The following is a 16763-nucleotide window of genomic DNA, read 5'->3' as shown; positions in this document are numbered from 1 at the left end:
GTCACCCGGCGCCGCCGCGCAGGCGGACCAACATCGGCCAGAGGGCCGCGCCGCCGCCCGCGCAGACCGCGCGCCCGATCCGCTCCTGCCAGAGGGCGTCGGATCCGAACTCGTCGCGCCAGGACCACAGCCGCCGCGTCGCGCGGTGAAGCGGGTGCTCCTGGGTGAAGCCCATGGCCCCGTGGATCTGGTGGCCGATCGCCGCGACGTGGCCCGCCGCCTCGCCGCAGCGCGCCTTGGCGATGGCGGTGGCGAGGACGAAGCGCGTGTCGCCCCAGCAGGCGGCGGCAAGGTCGGCGGCCGCGGTCGCGGCCGCGACGTGGCCCGCGGCCTCGGCCAGCATGTGCTGGATCGCCTGGAACTTGGCGAGCGGCCGGCCGAATTGCTGCCGCTCCTGGGCGTGAGCGAGGGCCGAGCCGAGGCAGGTCTCCAGGGCGCCCACCATCTGCTGCGCCCGGACCCAGGCGCCGACGGCCTCGACGGACGGCACGCCCGCGCCGGTCGCCCAGCCCGGCGCGGCGCGGACATCCTCGGCCGGGACGGTGTGGCCGGTCAGATCGAGCGTGTCGCGCGGCTCGCCCGCGAGATTGTGGTGCGTGTCACGGATCGTCTCGGGGGCGGCGATCCGCACGAGGTGCGGGACGCCGGCCGCGTCGACGGCGTCGAGGAGCAGGGCCGCGACCGAACCGCCCCAGGGCACCTGCGCGACCCGTCCGTCCAGGACGAAGCCCTCCGCGTGCGGCGCGATCCGCACGGGGCCACCGCCCGGGGCCAGCGACAGGGCGCCGTCGCCCGCCTGTCCCCCCGCGGCGACCCAGAGCGCCGCGCCCGCGACGGTCTCCGGCAGGGGCAGGGGGAGGGCGGCCCGGCCGCAGCGCCGGATCAGCCGGGCGGCGGTGGTGGCGGCGAGGCCGATCCCGCCCTCCGCCTCGGGCACCAGCGCCAGCGGCAGGCCGCTCTCGGCGAGCGCCGTCCAGAGATCCGCCGGCCAGAGATCCGCCGCCCTTGCGGCCGCGCCCGCGGCCCCGTCGCAGGCGGCCAGCAGCGCCGGCGTGAGGTGCTGGGCGAGCAGCCGCTCGACCTGATCGAGGACGATCCCGTCGACCGCGTCGCCGGCCTCGGCGTGCTCCATCCGGCTCATCGCAGCCCCAGCCCCCGGGCGATGACGCCGCGCAGGACCTCGCGGGTGCCGCCGCGCAGCGTGAAGGACGGTGCCCGCAGGGTCACGCCGCCCAGAGCCTCGCGGAAGGCGTCGCCCTGCGCGGTGAGGCTCGGCTCGACCGGCACCAGCCGCCGGGCGATCTCCGGCACCGCGCGCTCGAAGCCGTTGCCGACATCCTTGACGAGCGCCGCCTCGACGCCCGGCACGACGCCCTGGTCGAGGAGGCGGGCCACCGAGGCCGACATGCCCAGCAGCGCGGTCAGCTGCGCCACCATCCGCCCGGTCTCGACCGCCTGGAACCGGTCCGGCTCCGGCCCGATCCGGTCGACGAGTTCGACGAGCAGCCGGTAATCCGACAGGAAGCGGTCGGGCCCCGAGCGCTCGAAGGCGAGCTCCTCGGTGACGAGACCCCAGCCCGCGCCCTCGGCGCCGACCCGCATCGCGTCGGGGACGCGGTGATCGGTGAAGAACACCTCGTTGAACTCGTGATGGCCCGACAGGTCGAGGATCGGCCGCACCGTCACCCCGGGGGCCGCCATGTCGACGATGAACTGGGTCAGCCCGCCGTGCCGGTCTGGCCCCGGCTCGCCGGTCCGGACCAGGGCCAGCAGGTAGTCGACCTGATGGGCGTTCGTCGTCCAGATCTTGGAGCCGTTGATCACCCAATCGTCGCCGTCGCGGACCGCGCGGGTCCGGACGGCGGCGAGGTCCGAGCCGGAATTCGGCTCGCTCATGCCGATGCCGAAGGCGCATTCGCCCCGGCAGATCCGCGGCAGGATCGCCCGCTTGGCCGCCTCGGTGCCGTGCCGGTGGATCTGCGGCCCCGACTGGCGGTCGGCGATCCAGTGCGCGCCGCAGGGCGCGCCGGCCGCCAGCATCTCCTCGGTGACGACGAAGCGGACGAGGCCGGAGCGGCCGTGGCCGCCATAGGCCTCCGGCATCGTCAGGCCGATGAGGCCCGCGGCCCCCGCGCGCCGGCTGAAGGCGGCGTCGAAGGTCGTCCACGAGGTCCGGTGCGGGACGAAATGCCCGGCCGCCCGTTCCGCGTCGAGGAAGGCGCGGACGGACGCGCGGGCGGCCTCGGCCTCGGGCGGGAGCGGCTCGGCGCTGAAGCGGAAACTGTGCATCGGGGCTCCCTGAGCGGCGGGACGGGCTGGCGGCGCCGAATCCGCGGCGCTCAGCTGCCGTCGCGGCCCTCGAGGCCGGGGAAGAAGATCTCCTGCCAGTCGCCCGGTACCTTCCGCAGGAAGCCCTGCGTCGCCATCGCCTTGGCGAGGGCGACCATTCCCTTCGGGGCCACGTCGTAGACGATGGAACCGTCGGTCAGGATCGCCTCAACTTGCGCGCGGTCGATCTGAACCTGCTCCGAGGCGAGATAGATCGACGCCGCGCGCTTGGGGTCGCTGCGGATCAGCGCCACCGCATCCTCCATCCCGGCGCGGATCGCCTGCGCGACCTTCGGGTTCGCGTCGACAAACCCCTGCTTCGCGTTCAGGGTCGCGGCGGTGATGTCGCCGCTGCCGATCAGGCCGGTCGAGGTCATGACCGTCCGGATCTTCGGATCCGCCTGCAGCACCTGGGTGAAGGGCGGCGTCGCGAAGTAGCCGGCGATGCCCTGTCCGGCGCGCATCGCCGCGGTGGCGTCCGGATGGGGCAGGCTTACCATCAGCGCGTCGGCCTTGGCTGATCCGCCGAGCTGCTGGGCCGCCGCGACCCGCAGCAGGATCGCCTGAGGCGAGTTGAAGGCCGGGACCGCGATCTTGTCGCCGAAGGTGAAGTCCTTCAGTGCGGTCACGCCGGGCTTGCCGGTGAACAGCGTGTAGACGACCGAGCTCAGGGCGGTGAGGCTCTTGATCTGCTGGCTCCCGCGGGTCTTGTCCCAGGCGATCAGGGCACCGGCCGAGCCGAGGGTGCCAAGCTCGACGCTGTCGGAGAGCAGCGCGTCGTTCATCGCCGTCGAGCCGCTGAAGCGGGTCAGCGTGACCGACAAGCCGTCGAGCCCCGCGGCCTTGGCGCGTTTGTCGAACAGCCCCTCGCTCTGCGCGATCATCACCGGCAGGTAGACGAGGCCGTATTGCAGGCCGATGCGGACGGAGGCCGTCTCGGCCCGCGCCGCCCCGCCGAGGGCCGGGAGCATCAGCGCGGCGGCGAGGAGGCGCGCGGCGACGGCCGCGTGGCGGAGCGACATCGGCATTCCTCCCGAGCAGGGCCGCGCTTGCCGCGCGGTCTCCCGGTGCCGGTCGGTCAGACGAGTCCGACACCGCGCACGAGTAGGGCAGAGCCCGCACCCGGCATCAACCGCCATCGCCCATATGCTGAGGAATATCACATATATGATGGGAGTCGCCGGGCATGCCGGATCTATAGTGCCGGCGAGCGGCGCGGGCTGTTGGGGCGGCGGAGGAGGGAACGTGCCTGCGATGCGCCGCGATCACCACGGATCCGCGCGTGGGCGACCAGGGCCGTTTCGAGCTGTGCGGCCTCCGGGACTGTCGTTTCGCGCGTCGCGTCATGGTTGAGCGCATCGGCGCTCGGGGGGGCGCGTCCACGGACCTTACGGTGGGGGCCGATCCCGCCGGTTCGGATGTGGCCCTGGTGAAGTCCGCCGGACGGGTGCTCCAGATCCTGGAGCTGTTCGACGAGATCCAGCGGGAAGCCAGGGTCTCCGAGATCGCCGAGCGGCTGAGCGTCCCGCAATCCTCGACGTCGGTGCTCCTGAAGAGCCTCGTCCGGCTCGGTTATCTCGACTACGACCCGGCGAGCCGCAGCTTCCTGCCGTCGCCCCGGGTGGCGCTCCTCGGCGCGTGGCTCGACAAGGGACCGGTGCGCGACGGCAGCCTCGTGCGCATGCTCGAGCACCTGTCGGAGCGCACGGGCGGGACGGTGATCCTCGCCGCGCGCAACGCGATCTTCTCGCAGTACGTCCACGTCCTGCAGGCGCGCACCGCCATGCGCTTCCACGTTCCGCCCGGGACGCGCCGCCTCGTCGTCTGGTCGGCGACCGGCACCGCGCTCCTCGCCGACAGCCCGGAGGCCGAGATCGGTCCGCTGGTCCGCCGCACGAACGCGGAGGCGCCGGCCGAGCAGCCGCCGATCGCGGTCGCGGCCGTCCTGGCCAACCTGGCGCGGCTGCGGCGGGACGGGCACTTCCTCTCCCGCGGGCTCGTCACGCCGGGCGCCGGCTCGATCGCGGTCCCGCTGCCCCGGCGCATCGACAGCAAGGGCCGCCCGCTGGCGGTCGCCGTGTCCGGCCTGCTCGACGAGTTCGAGCGTCGGGAAGCGGAGATCGCCGCGACGATCCACGACGCGGTGGCGCGGTTCCTGCCGGAGGATCCGTCGCGGCCCTGAGGCCTGTCGCCGTCGACCCCGCCGTCACCTCCGAACCCCGCGCACGGCTGCAGATCGAGGATTGCGGGGCTGATCGGCCCGGTAGCGCGCTAGTGAGGCTCGAGGCCCTGCAGCCTGGAAGACGACCACTGGGAGACATCATCATCGTGCCCGGCGCCCCAACCGCGCGCGGCTCAGAGCCGCCCGATACGCTGCCGCGTCCGACCATCGCCGGCAACGTCGCCCTCGGCGTCACGCAGATCGTCCTGTGGGGCGGCACGTTCTTCCTCACCGCCGTCGTCTCGGACCCGATCGTCGCCGAGACCGGCTGGCCGCAGGCGATGGTGGTGGGCGCGCTCTCGCTCGCGATCTTCGTGTCGGGCCTGCCCGCGCCGTTCGTCGGCCGCATGATCCGGCGTCACGGCGGGCGGCCGGTCCTCGTAGCCGGCGCCACGATCATCGCGGCGGGCCTCGTGCTGATGGCGGTCGCGCAGTCCCTCCCGGTCTTCCTGCTCGCCTGGATGGTCGCCGGCCTGGGCATGTCGGCCGCGCTCTACGACCCGCTCTTCGCGGCGATCGGCCAAGCCTACGGCGCCGCCGCGCGCGGGGCGATGACCCAGATCGCGATCTCGTCGGGCTTCGCGGTCTCGCTCTGCTGGCCCGCCACGCGGTTCCTGGTCGATCATGTCGGCTGGCGCGGGGCCTGCCTCACCTACGCGATCCTGTCCGTCGCCCTCGTGGTCCCACTCTTCGCCTGGGCGCTGCCGGCCCGGAGCCGGGGCGCGGTCGAGCCCGCCGCGGCGCCCCGGCCCTACGAGCCGACCGGCTCGACCGAAGCGGCGCGCCTGCCGGCGGAGCGTCTGCTCGCCGTGACCTTCACGATGGCGGCGATGATCATGACCGCCACTTCGGTGCAACTGCTCAACCTGCTGCAGACGCTGGGCGTCGGCGCGACCGCCGCGGTGGCCTTGACCGGCCTGATCGGTCCCGCCCAGGTCGGCGTGCGCGTCGTCGAACTGGCCCTCGGCCGCCGCGCCCACCCGGCCTGGTCCCTGCTCCTGTCGAGCGCCAGCGTCGGGCTGGGGCTCCTGCTGCTGGCGACGATCCCGTCCCTGGCGTGGCTCGCGATGGTGCTCTACGGCGCCGGCAACGGCATGCGCACCGTCGTGCGGGGCACGCTGCCGCTGGCGCTCTACGGACAGGGCCAGTACGCGGCGGCGATGGGCCGGCTCGCCCGCCTCCCGCTCCTCGGCCAGGCGATCACGCCCCTGGCCTGCGGCTACGTCGCCGAACGGCTCGGCCTGCTGCCCCTGCTGGAGGTGATGCTGGCCGTGGCGGCGATCAATCTCGGCCTGTCGCTGTGGGTGTTCGGCTTCGCGATGCGTCGCCCGAGGGCGCCGGCCTGACAGGCGGTTGCGGACCAGATTTTGCCAGATTGACAGATTGTCGGACGATATGCTCCATTCGGCCCGCGGATGAGAGGCATCCGCGAGGATGAGCCGGGTCAACCGGCCGCCCGAAGGAAACGCCCGCATGGACGCAGAGATCTACGAGATCTACGCGATCAAGTACGCGCATCATCACCGTATGGCCCGCGAGAACTTCATCGGCGGGGACATCCACGACGGCCCGATGCCGATCGACTACTTCGTCTGGGTCGTCGTCGGCGGTGGCAGGACGATCGTCGTCGATACCGGCTTCGACCGGGCGATGGCGACGAAGCGAGGCCGCAGCATCGTGCGGCCGGTCGAGGAGGGCCTGGCGCGGATCGGCGTCGACCCGCTGCGGGTTGAGGACGTCGTCCTGACCCACCTGCATTACGACCACGCCGGCAACCACGACCTGTTCCCGACGGCCCGCTTCCACGTCCAGGAACGCGAGATGGCGTTCTGCACCGGCCGGTGCATGTGCCATCCGGAGGTCCGCCACCCCTTCGCCGCCGAGGACGTGAAAGCGATGGTGGACCGCCTGTTCGAGGACCGCGTCCGCTTCCGCGAGACGACCGACACGCTGTATCCGGGGATCACCCTCCACCGGGTCGGCGGCCATTCGGACGGCCTGCAGATCGTCCGAGTCCGGACCGCGCGCGGCTGGGTCGTACTGGCCTCCGACGCCGCGCACTTCTACGCCAATATCGGTCGCCGGCTCGCCTATCCCATCGTCTACAATGTCGGCGACATGTTCGAGGGCTACCGGACGGTCCGGCATCTGGCCGAGTCCGAGGATCACATCGTCCCGGGCCACGATCCGCAGGTTCTCGCGATCTACCCGCCGGCGTCCGCGGATGTCGCCGGCTGGATCGCGCGCGTCGACCTGCCTCCGACCGCTTCACCGACCTACTGACCGGAGGATTCCATGATCGTCGAGATGCGCGTCTACTACTGCGCCCCGACCCGATTGCCGGCCCTGCTGGAGCGGTTCCGCTCCACCACGCTCGGCTTCTTCCAGAAATACGGCATCGAGCAGGTCGGCTTCTGGACCACGCTCGTCGGTCCCGACAACCACGCGCTCACCTACCTGCTCAAGTGGGAGGACATGGCCCAGCGCGAGGCGCGCTGGAACGCCTTCCAGGCCGATCCGGACTGGATCGCCGCCCGCGCCGAGACCGAGAAGGACCGGCCGATCGTCGCCCGGATCGAGAACACCTTCCTCGCCCCCACGGACTTCTCCGCCCTGCGCTGACGGGGACACGCGGCGCCGGGCCAGTCCGGCCGTCGCCCAGAGGGATATTCACGGCATGGAACAGAGAACCATCGGCGTCATCGGCCTCGGCATGATGGGCGATCCCATGAGCCGGTGCCTGGCCCGAGCGGGGCACGCGCTCCGCCTGCTGGACGCGGACGCCGGCCGTGCCGACGCGCTCGCCCGGGATCTCGGCGCGGCGACGCTCACGCGGGAGAACGCGTCCGAACTCGACCTGCTGATCACGATGCTGCCGAACTCGGCCATCGTCGAGGCGGTGCTGCTCGACGAGGGCTGGGCCGACGCGCTCCCGGCCGGCGCCACCGTGATCGACATGAGCTCGTCGGAGCCGGTGCGCTCCCGCGCCCTCGGCGAGACGCTCGCCGGGAAGGGGCTCGGCTATCTCGACGCGCCGGTCTCGGGCGGCGTGCGGCGGGCCGTGGACGGCACGCTCGCGATCCTCGTCGGCGGCGAGGCGGATCTCCTCGCCCGCTGGCGGCCGGTGCTGGAGGCGATGGGCTCATCCGTCCTGCATATCGGCCAAGCGGGATCGGGCCACGCCGCCAAGGCGCTGAACAACTTCGTCTCCGCCGCGGGCCTGCTCGCCACCGTCGAGGCGCTGCACGTGGCGCAGCGCTTCGGCATCGCGCCGGAGGCCATGACCGACGTGCTCAACGCCTCGTCCGGGCGCAGCAATACCTCCGAGAACAAGGTCAAGCAGTTCATGCTCAGCGGCAGCTTCGCCTCGGGCTTCTCGCTGAAGCTGATGGACAAGGATCTCGGCATCGCCGGGGCTTTGGCTGACTCAGTCGACTACCCGCTCGGGTTCGGCCGGCACTGCATCGAGACCTGGCACGCCATTGCCGCCGAGGTCGGGCCCGCGGCCGACCACACCGAGATGTACCGCCTGCTGGCCGAGGGAGCCTGAGACCATGGCGCTCCCGGACCTGAGCCGCTTCTACATCGACGGTGCCTGGGTCGAGCCGGTTTCGGCCCGGCCGTTCCCGCTGATCGACCCCGCCACCGAGACGGCGTTCGGCACCCTCGCGCTCGGCGATGCCGCGGATGTCGACCGGGCCGTGCGCGCGGCCCGCGCCGCCTTCCCGGCCTTCTCGGAGACGGCGCCCGCCGAACGCGTCGCGCTCCTCCGCCGGATCCTCGCGCTCTTCGAGGAGCGGTTCGAGATCTTCGCGGAGACGATCCGGCAGGAGATGGGCTCGCCCATCGGCTTCGCGCGCAAGGGGCAGGCGGCGCGGGGCCCGGCGCACCTCAACGCGCTCATCGCGGTGATGGAGCGCTTCGCGTTCGAGGAGGATCGCGGCACCACCCGGATCCGGCGCGAGCCGATCGGCGTCTGCGGCCTGATCACCCCCTGGAACTGGCCGATCAACCAGATCGTCGTGAAGATCGCCCCGGCGCTCGCGGCCGGCTGCACGATGGTGCTGAAGCCCAGCGAGTACTCGGCCGTCAGCGCGATGCTGTTCGCGCAGGTCCTGCACGACGCGGGCGTGCCGCCGGGCGTGTTCAACCTCGTGAACGGGGACGGCCCCGGCGTCGGCGCCGCGATCGCCGCGCATCCCGGGATCGACATGGTCTCGTTCACCGGGTCGACTCGCGCCGGGATCGAGATCGCCCGGGCGGCGGCCCCGACCATCAAGCGCGTCGCGCAGGAACTCGGCGGCAAGTCCGCCAACATCCTGCTGGAGGACGTCGACTTCGATCAGGCGGTCCGGCGCGGCGTCGCGGCCTGCTGCACGAATTCGGGCCAGTCCTGCTCGATCCCGACGCGGATGCTCGTGCCCCGGGCCCGGATGGACGAGGCGGCCGCCATCGCGGCCGAGGCGGCGGCGGGCTTCCGGCTCGGCCCGACCGCCGACCCCGAGACGGATCTCGGCCCGGTGGTCAACCGCACCCAGTACGAGCGCGTCGTCGGGCTGATCCGTACCGGCATCGCGGAGGGCGCGCGGCTCGTCGCCGGCGGCCCGGAGCGGCCGGACCACCTCGACCGCGGCTTCTACGTCCGCCCGACAATCTTCGCCGACGTGACCCCCGACATGACCATCGCGCGGGAGGAGATCTTCGGCCCGGTCCTGTCGATCCTCGCCTACGACAGCGAGGACGAGGCGATCGCGATCGCCAACGGCTCGCGCTACGGGCTCGCCGCCTACGTGCAGGGACGGGACCGCGACCGGGCGCGCGCCGTGGCGCGGCGGCTCATCGGCGGCCAGGTCCACATCAACTACCCGCCCCCGGACGTCCACGCGCCGTTCGGCGGCTACCGCCAGTCCGGCAACGGCCGGGAATGGGGCGAGGCCGGTCTCCAGGAATACCTCGAGACCAAGGCGATGATCGGCTTCGGCCTCGACTGAACTGTCCCGCGCGATGCGGCCGGCGCCCGCGCGCGTCGGCCCCGACCAGGAGAACCAGATGTCCGACGAGAGCGAGCTGTTCGGCCAGGGTTTCGAGAACCGCAAGACCGTCCTCGGCGCCGCCCATGTCGAGAAGTCCTGGGCCAATGCCGACGCGTTCAACCGTCCGGTCCAGAGGCTCGTGACCGAGTACTGCTGGGGCGCGGTCTGGGGCGACGAGACGCTGCCGTTCAAGACCCGCAGCATGCTCAACATCGCGATGCTGACCGCGATGAACCAGCACCACGAGCTCGGCGTCCACGTCAAAGGCGCGCTCAACAACGGCGTAACCCGGGACGAGATCCAGGCGGTGCTGATGCAGGCGCTCGTCTATTGCGGCGCCCCGGCGGCCCTGGCGGCCTTCCGGACCGCCTCCGCGGCGATCGCCGATTGGGACAGAGAGCACGCCAGCGGGCGCTGAGCCCGCACCCGCGCCCAGGTCCGACGCAGTCAGAAAACTCGCGCGGCAGACGAACAGGGAGGGAGACGCCATGTCGGTCACGTCGGCAGCCTTGGCAACGGACACGGCGGGCGCGCGCTCGGCCGCGTCACAGTCGATCGAGGAGAAGCGGAAGAGCGCCATTCGCGGCGCGTTCTTCTCCGAATACATCGACATGTTCGACATCTACCTGCCGGTGGTCGCGCTGGCGCCGGTGATGTTCATGTTCCAGCCGAAGAACCTGTCTCCCCAAATGGAGACGGTGCTGGCCTCGCTGGTGTTCATCACAACCCTGCTCGGCCGCCCGATCGGCGCGCTCATCTTCGGCCTGATCGCCGACAAGGTCGGCCGCCGGGCCGCCTCGATCTACTCGGTGGCGGGCTTCGGGGTGATCACGCTGCTGATCGGCCTGCTGCCCGGCTACGAGACGCTCGGCCTCGCCTCGTACATCCTGCTGGTGCTGCTGCGCTTCCTCGACGGGATCTTCCTCGGGGGCGGCTACACCGGGGCGATGCCGCTCGCCATCGAGTATTCCAAGAAGGACAAGCGCGGCTTCGTCGGCGGCCTGATCATCGCGGGCTTCCCGGCCGCCTACGTCAGCATCAACCTCATCACGATGCTGATGTTCTACCTGTTCCCGCTCGACGGGCCCGGGTCGCCCTACACGGTCTGGGGCTGGCGCATCCCCTTCATCGTCGGCGCGGCGCTCGCCGGCCTGCTCGCCCTCTACTACGTCCACAAGGTCTCGGAATCGGAGGTCTGGAAGAAGGAGGCGGCCGCCGGGGCCGAACAGGCCGAGGCATCGCCCATGGCGGGCCTGTTCTCCGGGAAGGGCGGGCGCGACCTTCTGCAGGTCCTGCTGCTGATGACCGGCTTCTGGACGACGCAGAACATCATCACGATCTACATGCCGACCGGTCTGCTGGTGAAGACCCTGCACCTCAACGGCTTCGCGCTGACCGCGACGCTGATGATCTGCTACACGATCCTGTTCTTCAGCTACATCGGCTCCGGACTGCTCGGGCAGGCCATCGGCCGCCGGCGCTTCTTCGTGATCGTCGGCCCGCTGATCGCGACCGTCGGCGCGTACATCCTCTACACCCTGACCGTCACGCCCGACATGGCGTTCGGCACCCGCGTGCTTCTGGTCAGCCTCCTGGCGGTGATCGTGACCTCGCCCTGGGGCGTCATCGTCACCTACATCAACGAGCGCTTCGCCACCGATGTCCGCGCCACCGGCTTCGGCATCGGCTTCAGCCTCTCGGTGGTGATCCCGTCCTTCTACGCCTTCTACATGGACTGGCTGAGCGCGCTGATGCCGCTCGCGCTGACGCCCGTGGCCCTGCTCATCGTCGGCGGCCTGATCGGCACCGTGGGCGCGCTCATCGGGCCGGAGACCAAGGACGTCGATTTCGGCACCGGCCACTGAGCCGGACGCCGCGCGGAGGACGCAGCATGAACGGGAACCGGATCGGCTTCATCGGGCTCGGCAACATGGGCGGCCGCATGACGCGCCGCCTGACCGGCGCGGGGATCGATGTGGTCGGCTTCGACACCGACCGGGAGGCCGCCGCGCGCTGGGGCGCGACGGACGCGGCCTCGATCGCCGCGGTCGTCGGTGAGACGGACGTGGTCCTGATGTCCCTGCCCGACAGCAAGGTGGTCGAGCGCGTCGTGCTCGGCGCGGGCGGGGTCCTCGCGGGCTGCCGGGACGGGCAGATCGTCGTCGACCTCAGCACGGCCTCGGCCAGCTCGACGCGCCGCATCGCCGCGGCGCTGGCCGAGCGCGGCGTCGCCTACGTCGACGCGGGCATCTCCGGGGGCGCCGCCGCGGCCGAGAAAGGCACGCTGACCCTGATGGTCGGCGGCGATCCCGCCGTCATCGACCGGTTGGGCTGGGTGTTCACGCCGATCGCCCAGAAGGTCGTCGTGATGGGCGGATCGGGGGCCGGCCACACGACCAAGCTGCTCAACAACTTCCTGAACGCGGTCAGCCTCGCCGCCACCGCGGAGGTCATGGTCGCGGGCCGGAAGGCCGGGCTCGACCTGCACCGGCTCCTGGAGGTGCTGAACGCCTCCAGCGGCGTCAACTTCGCGACGCTGAACCGTTTCCCGAAGATCGTCGACGGCGACTACCTGGAAGGCGGCCTGACCGGCAAGCTGATGACCAAGGACGTCGTGCTCTACACCGATCTCCTGCACGAGCTCGGCGTCGCCTCCCTCAACGCGTCCGGCCCGATGGCGAGCTTCGGCCTCGCCACGGCGCTCGGCTACGGCGACGTCATCTCCAACCGCGTCGTCGACGCCATCGGCGACGTCTCCGGCGGTGTCCGGCTCCACGGCAACCGACACGAGAACTGAGAGGATACGATGCAGATCTTCCACGGCCGCGAGAACAGCGCGAAGTCCGAGAGCCGCGGGCCGACCTTCACCGGGCAGGTCTGGGCCGACCCGGTGATGCCGTCGACGGGCGGCGTGATGATCAACAACGTCTTCTTCACGCCCGGCGCGCGGACCTTCTGGCACGCGCACGCGCAGGGCCAGATCCTGCAGGTCACCGCCGGCAAGGGCTGGATCTGCGTCGCGGGCCAGCAGGCGCAGCCGATCCGGGCGGGCGACACCGTCTGGATCCCCGCGGACGAGCGGCACTGGCACGGCGCGGCCGCCGACAGCTACCTGCTCCACACGGCGATCTCGCTCGGCAAGACCGACTGGCAGGACGAGGTGGTCGAGGCCGACTACGCCGGAGCCACGGCATGACCGGGCCCGCGCCGAGCCCGGAGAGCCTCCGGCACACCGTGCAGGGCGAGCTCGGTTACTGGGACGCGGAGCAGGCGGCCCTCGCCGAGTTGGCCCCGGGCTTCCTCGACGCCTGGGCCCGGCTGGCGATGGTCCCCGTGCGCAAGAACCATCTCGGCGCCAAGGACCGCGCCCTGATCGCGCTCTCGGCCGCGACGGCCGCGACCCACCTCTACGCGCCCGGGACGCGCCGCCAGATCCGCAATGCCCTCGATGCGGGCGCGACGGCCGAGGAGATCACGGAGGTGCTCGCGCTCACGGCGACCCTCGGCATCCACGCCTGCAACATCGGCGTGCCGCTGCTGCTGGAGGTGCTGGAGGAGGCCGGTCAGCGGAGCGGCCCCGCGCCGCTGACGCCGCGGCAGGAGCAGCTGAAATCCGACTTCACCCGCGACCGGGGCTACTGGCACGCGTTCTGGGACGGTCTCCTCGAACTCGATCCCGACCTGTTCGAGGGCTACCTCGACTTCTCGGCCTGGCCCTGGCGCCACGGCGTGCTCACGCCGAAGATGAAGGAGTTCGTCTACTGCGCCTTCGACGCGGCGGCGACGCACCTCTACGTGCCGGGCCTGAAGATGCACATGAAGAACGCCCTCGGTTACGGGGCGACCAAGGAGGAGCTGATGGAAGTCCTCGAGATCGTCAGCCTGATCGGCATGCACGGCGCGGAACTGGCCGCGCCGATCCTGCGCGACGAACTGGCCGTGCGGGGCCGGGGCTGACCGACGCGCGCCGGGGCACGCCTTGCCACTCGAGGCTGCGCCATGCCACCGCTTCGGCTCGCCAGCGATCCCCGAATCCCCAGCGATGAACAAGATCAGGGCCATCCAGCCGGACACGCTCCGGCAAAAGGTCGAGGACGCCGTCCGCGAGGCGATCACGTCGGGCGTCTACGCCCCCGGCGAGCGGCTGATCGAGCGCGAGTTGTGCGAGGGGCTCGGCGTCAGCCGCGCCTCCGTGCGCGAGGCCCTGCGCCGGCTCGAGGCCGAGAAGCTCGTCCACACGGTGCCGCATCGCGGCCCGGTCGTGGCCTCGATCTCGGTGGAGGAGGCGCGTCAGCTCTACGCGCTGCGGGCCGTGCTGGAAGGCTACGCGGCGCACGAATTCGCCACCCAGGCCACGGACGCGGCGATCGCCGAGTTCGGACGCGCTGCCGGTGATCTGCGCGAGGCCGCCGGCAGCGGCGACACGGACCGCGTCCTGCGCGCCAAGGGCGTCCTGTACGACGTGATGCTCAGCCATTGCGGGAACGATCTGGTCCGCGAGACCCTTCGCGGCTTCTACTCGCGGATCAACCTGCTGCGCGCGACATCGCTGATGCATCCCGAGCGGCTGCCGCACAGCCTCGCCGAGATCGACGCCCTCGTCGCGGCCTTCCGGGCCCGGGACGCCGCGAAGGCCGAGCAGCTGGCCCGCCTCCACGTCACCAACGCGTGCGCGGTCGCCCTCAAGCAGCTCGCGTTCCGCATCGCGCAGACGTCCCTCGACGCGGTGAGCTGAGCGCGCGGTCCGCGGGCGCGCAGACCCTGCGCGGGGGAGGGCGGCGAGGTCGCCTCCGCGGCGACGCCCGTGGCCGAGGCGGTCCAGATGATCGATGCCCTGTCGGTGATGTCGCGCGCCCTGCGCCGAGCGACCGGCGGCGACACGCCTTGCGGTCCCCCGGCGGAAGGCCCAGAACCGCACGGTCCTTGCTTCCCCTTGCTGGCGCCACGGGAGTTCGTCGCTTGGTCCGGACCGTCTGCCCGCACGATTGCCCCTCCGCCTGCAGCCTCGACGTTGAAGTCGCGGACGGGCGCGTCGTCTCGGTCCGGGGCGGCGACAACCCCTACACGGCCGGGGTGATCTGCGCGAAGGTCAGCCGCTACGGCGAGCGCGTCCACCACCCGGACCGGATCCTCCACCCCATGGAGCGCGTCGGGCCGAAGGGCGGCGGGGCGTGGCGCCGGATCTCCTGGGACGCGGCGCTCGACCGGCTGGCCGCGGCCTTCTCCGAGACGGCGGACCGTTGGGGGCCGGAGGCGGTCTGGCCGTACAACTCGGGCGGGACCATGGGGCTCGTCCAGCGCGACGGCATCCACCGGCTGACCCACGTGATGGGCTACTCGCGGCGCAAGCGCACCATCTGCACGGCGGTGGCGATCGCGGGCTGGAGCGCCGGGGTCGGCCGGATCGCCGGGCCGGATCCCCGCGAGATGGCGCTGTCCGACCTGATCGTGGTCTGGGGCGGCAACCCGGTCAGCACGCAGGTCAACGCGATGACCCACATCAGCCGCGCCCGCAAGACGCGCGGCGCCAAGCTGGTGGTGATCGATCCGTACCGCACCGGGACCGCGGCGGCGGCCGACCTCCACCTCGCGCCCCGGCCCGGGACCGACGGGGCGCTGGCCTGCGCGGTGCTCCACGTCCTGTTCCGCGACGGCCACGCGGACCGGGCCTATCTCGCCGCGCACGCGCAGGACACGGCCGCGCTGGAGGCGCATCTGGCGTCGCGCACGCCCGAATGGGCGGCGGCGATCACCGGCCTGGAGCCCGCCGCGATCGAGGCCTTCGCGGCCCTCTACGGCAACACGCCGCGCAGCTACATCCGCTGCGGTTTCGGCTTCACCCGGAGCCGCAACGGCGCGGTGAACCTGCACGCGGTGACCTGCCTGCCGACCGTCACGGGCGCGTGGCAGCACCCGGGCGGCGGCGCCCTCTGGCAGCACGCCGCGATCTTCAACTGGGACAAGACCCTGACGGAGGGTCTCGACGCCAGGGCGCCGGGCGTGCGCGAGCTCGACATGAGCCGGATCGGCGCCGTGCTCGCCGACGATCCCGACGCCCTGCAGGACGGGCCCCCGGTCCGCGCCATGCTGATCCAGTCGGCCAATCCCGCGGTCTCCGCGCCCGACAGCGCCCTGGTGCGCGCCGGGCTCGCGCGGCCGGACGTGTTCGTGGCCGTGCACGAGCAGTTCCTGACCGAGACGGCCGCGCTCGCCGACCTCGTGCTGCCGGCCACCACCTTCCTTGAGCACGACGACATCTACGGGGCCGGCGGCCACAGCCACATCCAGGCCGGCCCGGCGATCCTGGAGCCGCCCGGCGCGTGCCGCTCGAACCACGCGCTCCTGTCGGCGCTCGCCGCCCGGCTCGGGGCGGACCACGCGGGCTTCCGCCTGAGCGCCCGGGACCTCGCCGACGCGACCCTCGCGCGCTCCGGCTGGGGCGGGCTCGGCAGTCTGGAGGCGGAGGGCTGGATCGACGCGCAGCCGGATTTCGCCGAGAGCCACTTCCTGAGCGGGTTCGGCCATCCCGACGGCCGCTTCCGCTTCGCCCCCGACTGGGCGTCACTGGGCCCGCGCGCGGCCGGGATGCCGTCCCTGCCGGATCACTGGCCGGAGGCCGAGCCCGCCGACGCGGAGCACCCGTTCCGCATGATCGCCCCGCCGGCCCGCCAGTTCCTCAACGCGACCTTCACCAACGTGCCCGAGTCGCTCCGCCGCGAGGGGCGGCCAACCTGCCTGATCCACCCCGCGGACGGCGACCGGCTCGGGATCGGCACGGGGGACGCCGTCGAGGTCGGCAACGCCCGCGGCCGGGTCCGGCTGCACGCGCGGCTCGCCGAGGGGCAGCAGCCGGGCGTCGTCGTGGTCGAGAGCCTGTGGCCGAGCGCGGCCTTCATCGGCGGGGGCAGCGGGATCAACGCGCTAATCGGGTCCGCGCCGGCCGCGCCCAACGACGGCGCCGCCTTCCACGACACCGCGGTCTGGGTCCGCGCGGCCTGAATTCCGGACCGCACCGGGCTGAGGCCGCACCGGCCTGCGCGGGTGCGCTATTTCTCGACGAAGGCCTTCTCGATGACGTAGTGGGCAGCCTCGCCGTGGTTGCCCTCCTCGTAGCCGCGGGACGTCAGGAGCTCGCGGGTGTCGCGGATCATGTCGGGGCTGCCGCAGAGCATGAAGCGGTC

The 16763-nt window shown here is 72.1% G+C and carries 16 protein-coding genes and 1 pseudogene; 13 read left to right on the top strand and 4 right to left on the bottom strand.

Annotation, left to right across the window (positions count from 1 at the left end; all coding sequences use genetic code 11):
* Position 1: 1 nt before the first annotated feature.
* From ACQKQD_RS21920 to ACQKQD_RS21910, 3 genes are read right to left on the bottom strand one after another with little or no spacing between them, the layout of a single operon-like run.
* Positions 2-1132 carry an acyl-CoA dehydrogenase family protein gene (locus tag ACQKQD_RS21920; protein ID WP_427509545.1) on the bottom strand — a complete coding sequence of 377 codons (1131 nt, stop codon included), beginning with the start codon at positions 1130-1132 and terminating at the stop codon, positions 2-4.
* A 5-nt stretch (positions 1133-1137) separates the two neighbouring features.
* Positions 1138-2289 carry an acyl-CoA dehydrogenase family protein gene (locus tag ACQKQD_RS21915; RefSeq protein WP_427509544.1) on the bottom strand — a complete coding sequence of 384 codons (1152 nt, stop codon included), beginning with the start codon at positions 2287-2289 and terminating at the stop codon, positions 1138-1140.
* Positions 2290-2339: 50 nt separating this feature from the next.
* Positions 2340-3350, bottom strand: a complete 1011-nt coding sequence (locus ACQKQD_RS21910; protein WP_244526951.1) for an ABC transporter substrate-binding protein — start codon at positions 3348-3350, stop codon at positions 2340-2342.
* Positions 3351-3757: 407 nt separating this feature from the next.
* Here ACQKQD_RS21910 and ACQKQD_RS21905 point away from each other — a divergent pair, with 407 nt between their 5' ends.
* The 13 genes from ACQKQD_RS21905 (at position 3758) to ACQKQD_RS21845 (ending at position 16581) form a co-directional block, all read left to right on the top strand.
* Positions 3758-4510 (top strand): IclR family transcriptional regulator, encoded by a 753-nt coding sequence (locus ACQKQD_RS21905; RefSeq protein WP_244492290.1) that lies wholly within the window; start codon positions 3758-3760, stop codon positions 4508-4510.
* 146 nt (positions 4511-4656) lie between these two features.
* Positions 4657-5895: an MFS transporter gene (locus ACQKQD_RS21900; RefSeq protein ID WP_020093158.1), complete on the top strand. Its 1239-nt coding sequence runs from the start codon at positions 4657-4659 to the stop codon at positions 5893-5895.
* Between the two features lie 127 nt (positions 5896-6022).
* Positions 6023-6832 (top strand): N-acyl homoserine lactonase family protein, encoded by an 810-nt coding sequence (locus ACQKQD_RS21895; protein WP_020093159.1) that lies wholly within the window; start codon positions 6023-6025, stop codon positions 6830-6832.
* Between the two features lie 12 nt (positions 6833-6844).
* Complete coding sequence (locus ACQKQD_RS21890; protein ID WP_020093160.1) at positions 6845-7171, top strand: NIPSNAP family protein; 327 nt, start codon at positions 6845-6847, stop codon at positions 7169-7171.
* A gap of 55 nt (positions 7172-7226) precedes the next feature.
* Entirely contained in the window at positions 7227-8099 is an 873-nt protein-coding gene (locus ACQKQD_RS21885; protein ID WP_427509543.1) for an NAD(P)-dependent oxidoreductase, read from the top strand.
* Between the two features lie 4 nt (positions 8100-8103).
* Complete coding sequence (locus tag ACQKQD_RS21880) at positions 8104-9540, top strand: aldehyde dehydrogenase family protein (RefSeq protein WP_427509542.1); 1437 nt, start codon at positions 8104-8106, stop codon at positions 9538-9540.
* A 58-nt stretch (positions 9541-9598) separates the two neighbouring features.
* Entirely contained in the window at positions 9599-10000 is a 402-nt protein-coding gene (locus ACQKQD_RS21875; protein ID WP_091928057.1) for a carboxymuconolactone decarboxylase family protein, read from the top strand.
* 70 nt (positions 10001-10070) lie between these two features.
* A complete protein-coding gene (locus ACQKQD_RS21870) occupies positions 10071-11447 on the top strand; it encodes an MFS transporter (RefSeq protein WP_427509541.1) in 1377 nt (458 codons plus the stop codon).
* Between the two features lie 26 nt (positions 11448-11473).
* On the top strand, positions 11474-12379 hold the full coding sequence (locus ACQKQD_RS21865) for an NAD(P)-dependent oxidoreductase (protein WP_427509540.1): 906 nt from the start codon (positions 11474-11476) through the stop codon (positions 12377-12379).
* Positions 12380-12388: 9 nt separating this feature from the next.
* Positions 12389-12778 carry a cupin domain-containing protein gene (locus ACQKQD_RS21860; protein ID WP_020093166.1) on the top strand — a complete coding sequence of 130 codons (390 nt, stop codon included), beginning with the start codon at positions 12389-12391 and terminating at the stop codon, positions 12776-12778.
* Positions 12775-13539, top strand: a complete 765-nt coding sequence (locus ACQKQD_RS21855; RefSeq protein ID WP_042672624.1) for a carboxymuconolactone decarboxylase family protein — start codon at positions 12775-12777, stop codon at positions 13537-13539. The genes ACQKQD_RS21860 and ACQKQD_RS21855 overlap by 4 nt, the downstream gene beginning before the upstream one ends.
* 85 nt (positions 13540-13624) lie before the next feature.
* Positions 13625-14317: a GntR family transcriptional regulator gene (locus ACQKQD_RS21850; protein WP_042672622.1), complete on the top strand. Its 693-nt coding sequence runs from the start codon at positions 13625-13627 to the stop codon at positions 14315-14317.
* A gap of 224 nt (positions 14318-14541) precedes the next feature.
* Positions 14542-16581, top strand: coding sequence for a molybdopterin-containing oxidoreductase family protein (locus ACQKQD_RS21845; protein ID WP_427509539.1), 2040 nt, complete (start codon positions 14542-14544; stop codon positions 16579-16581).
* Between the two features lie 47 nt (positions 16582-16628).
* On the opposite strand, the pseudogene ACQKQD_RS21840 reads toward ACQKQD_RS21845, so the two are convergent.
* Positions 16629-16763 (bottom strand): annotated as a pseudogene (locus ACQKQD_RS21840) (ferredoxin--NADP reductase); the annotation flags it as partial.

Origin of the sequence: Methylobacterium sp. NPDC080182, assembly GCF_050281105.1 — a bacterium.
Classification (GTDB): Bacteria; Pseudomonadota; Alphaproteobacteria; order Rhizobiales; family Beijerinckiaceae; genus Methylobacterium.
This window is presented reverse-complemented; position numbering and strand designations above follow the sequence as displayed.

Bases quoted from the DNA above. Each gene is read 5' to 3' on its own strand.
- ACQKQD_RS21920 (WP_427509545.1), bottom strand. From the start codon at position 1,132: ATGGAGCACGCCGAGGCCGGCGACGCGGTCGACGGGATCGTCCTCGAT.
- ACQKQD_RS21915 (WP_427509544.1), bottom strand. From the start codon at position 2,289: ATGCACAGTTTCCGCTTCAGCGCCGAGCCGCTCCCGCCCGAGGCCGAG.
- ACQKQD_RS21910 (WP_244526951.1), bottom strand. From the start codon at position 3,350: ATGTCGCTCCGCCACGCGGCCGTCGCCGCGCGCCTCCTCGCCGCCGCG.
- ACQKQD_RS21895 (WP_020093159.1), top strand. From the start codon at position 6,023: ATGGACGCAGAGATCTACGAGATCTACGCGATCAAGTACGCGCATCAT.
- ACQKQD_RS21890 (WP_020093160.1), top strand. From the start codon at position 6,845: ATGATCGTCGAGATGCGCGTCTACTACTGCGCCCCGACCCGATTGCCG.
- ACQKQD_RS21885 (WP_427509543.1), top strand. From the start codon at position 7,227: ATGGAACAGAGAACCATCGGCGTCATCGGCCTCGGCATGATGGGCGAT.
- ACQKQD_RS21880 (WP_427509542.1), top strand. From the start codon at position 8,104: ATGGCGCTCCCGGACCTGAGCCGCTTCTACATCGACGGTGCCTGGGTC.
- ACQKQD_RS21875 (WP_091928057.1), top strand. From the start codon at position 9,599: ATGTCCGACGAGAGCGAGCTGTTCGGCCAGGGTTTCGAGAACCGCAAG.
- ACQKQD_RS21870 (WP_427509541.1), top strand. From the start codon at position 10,071: ATGTCGGTCACGTCGGCAGCCTTGGCAACGGACACGGCGGGCGCGCGC.
- ACQKQD_RS21865 (WP_427509540.1), top strand. From the start codon at position 11,474: ATGAACGGGAACCGGATCGGCTTCATCGGGCTCGGCAACATGGGCGGC.
- ACQKQD_RS21860 (WP_020093166.1), top strand. From the start codon at position 12,389: ATGCAGATCTTCCACGGCCGCGAGAACAGCGCGAAGTCCGAGAGCCGC.
- ACQKQD_RS21855 (WP_042672624.1), top strand. From the start codon at position 12,775: ATGACCGGGCCCGCGCCGAGCCCGGAGAGCCTCCGGCACACCGTGCAG.
- ACQKQD_RS21850 (WP_042672622.1), top strand. From the start codon at position 13,625: ATGAACAAGATCAGGGCCATCCAGCCGGACACGCTCCGGCAAAAGGTC.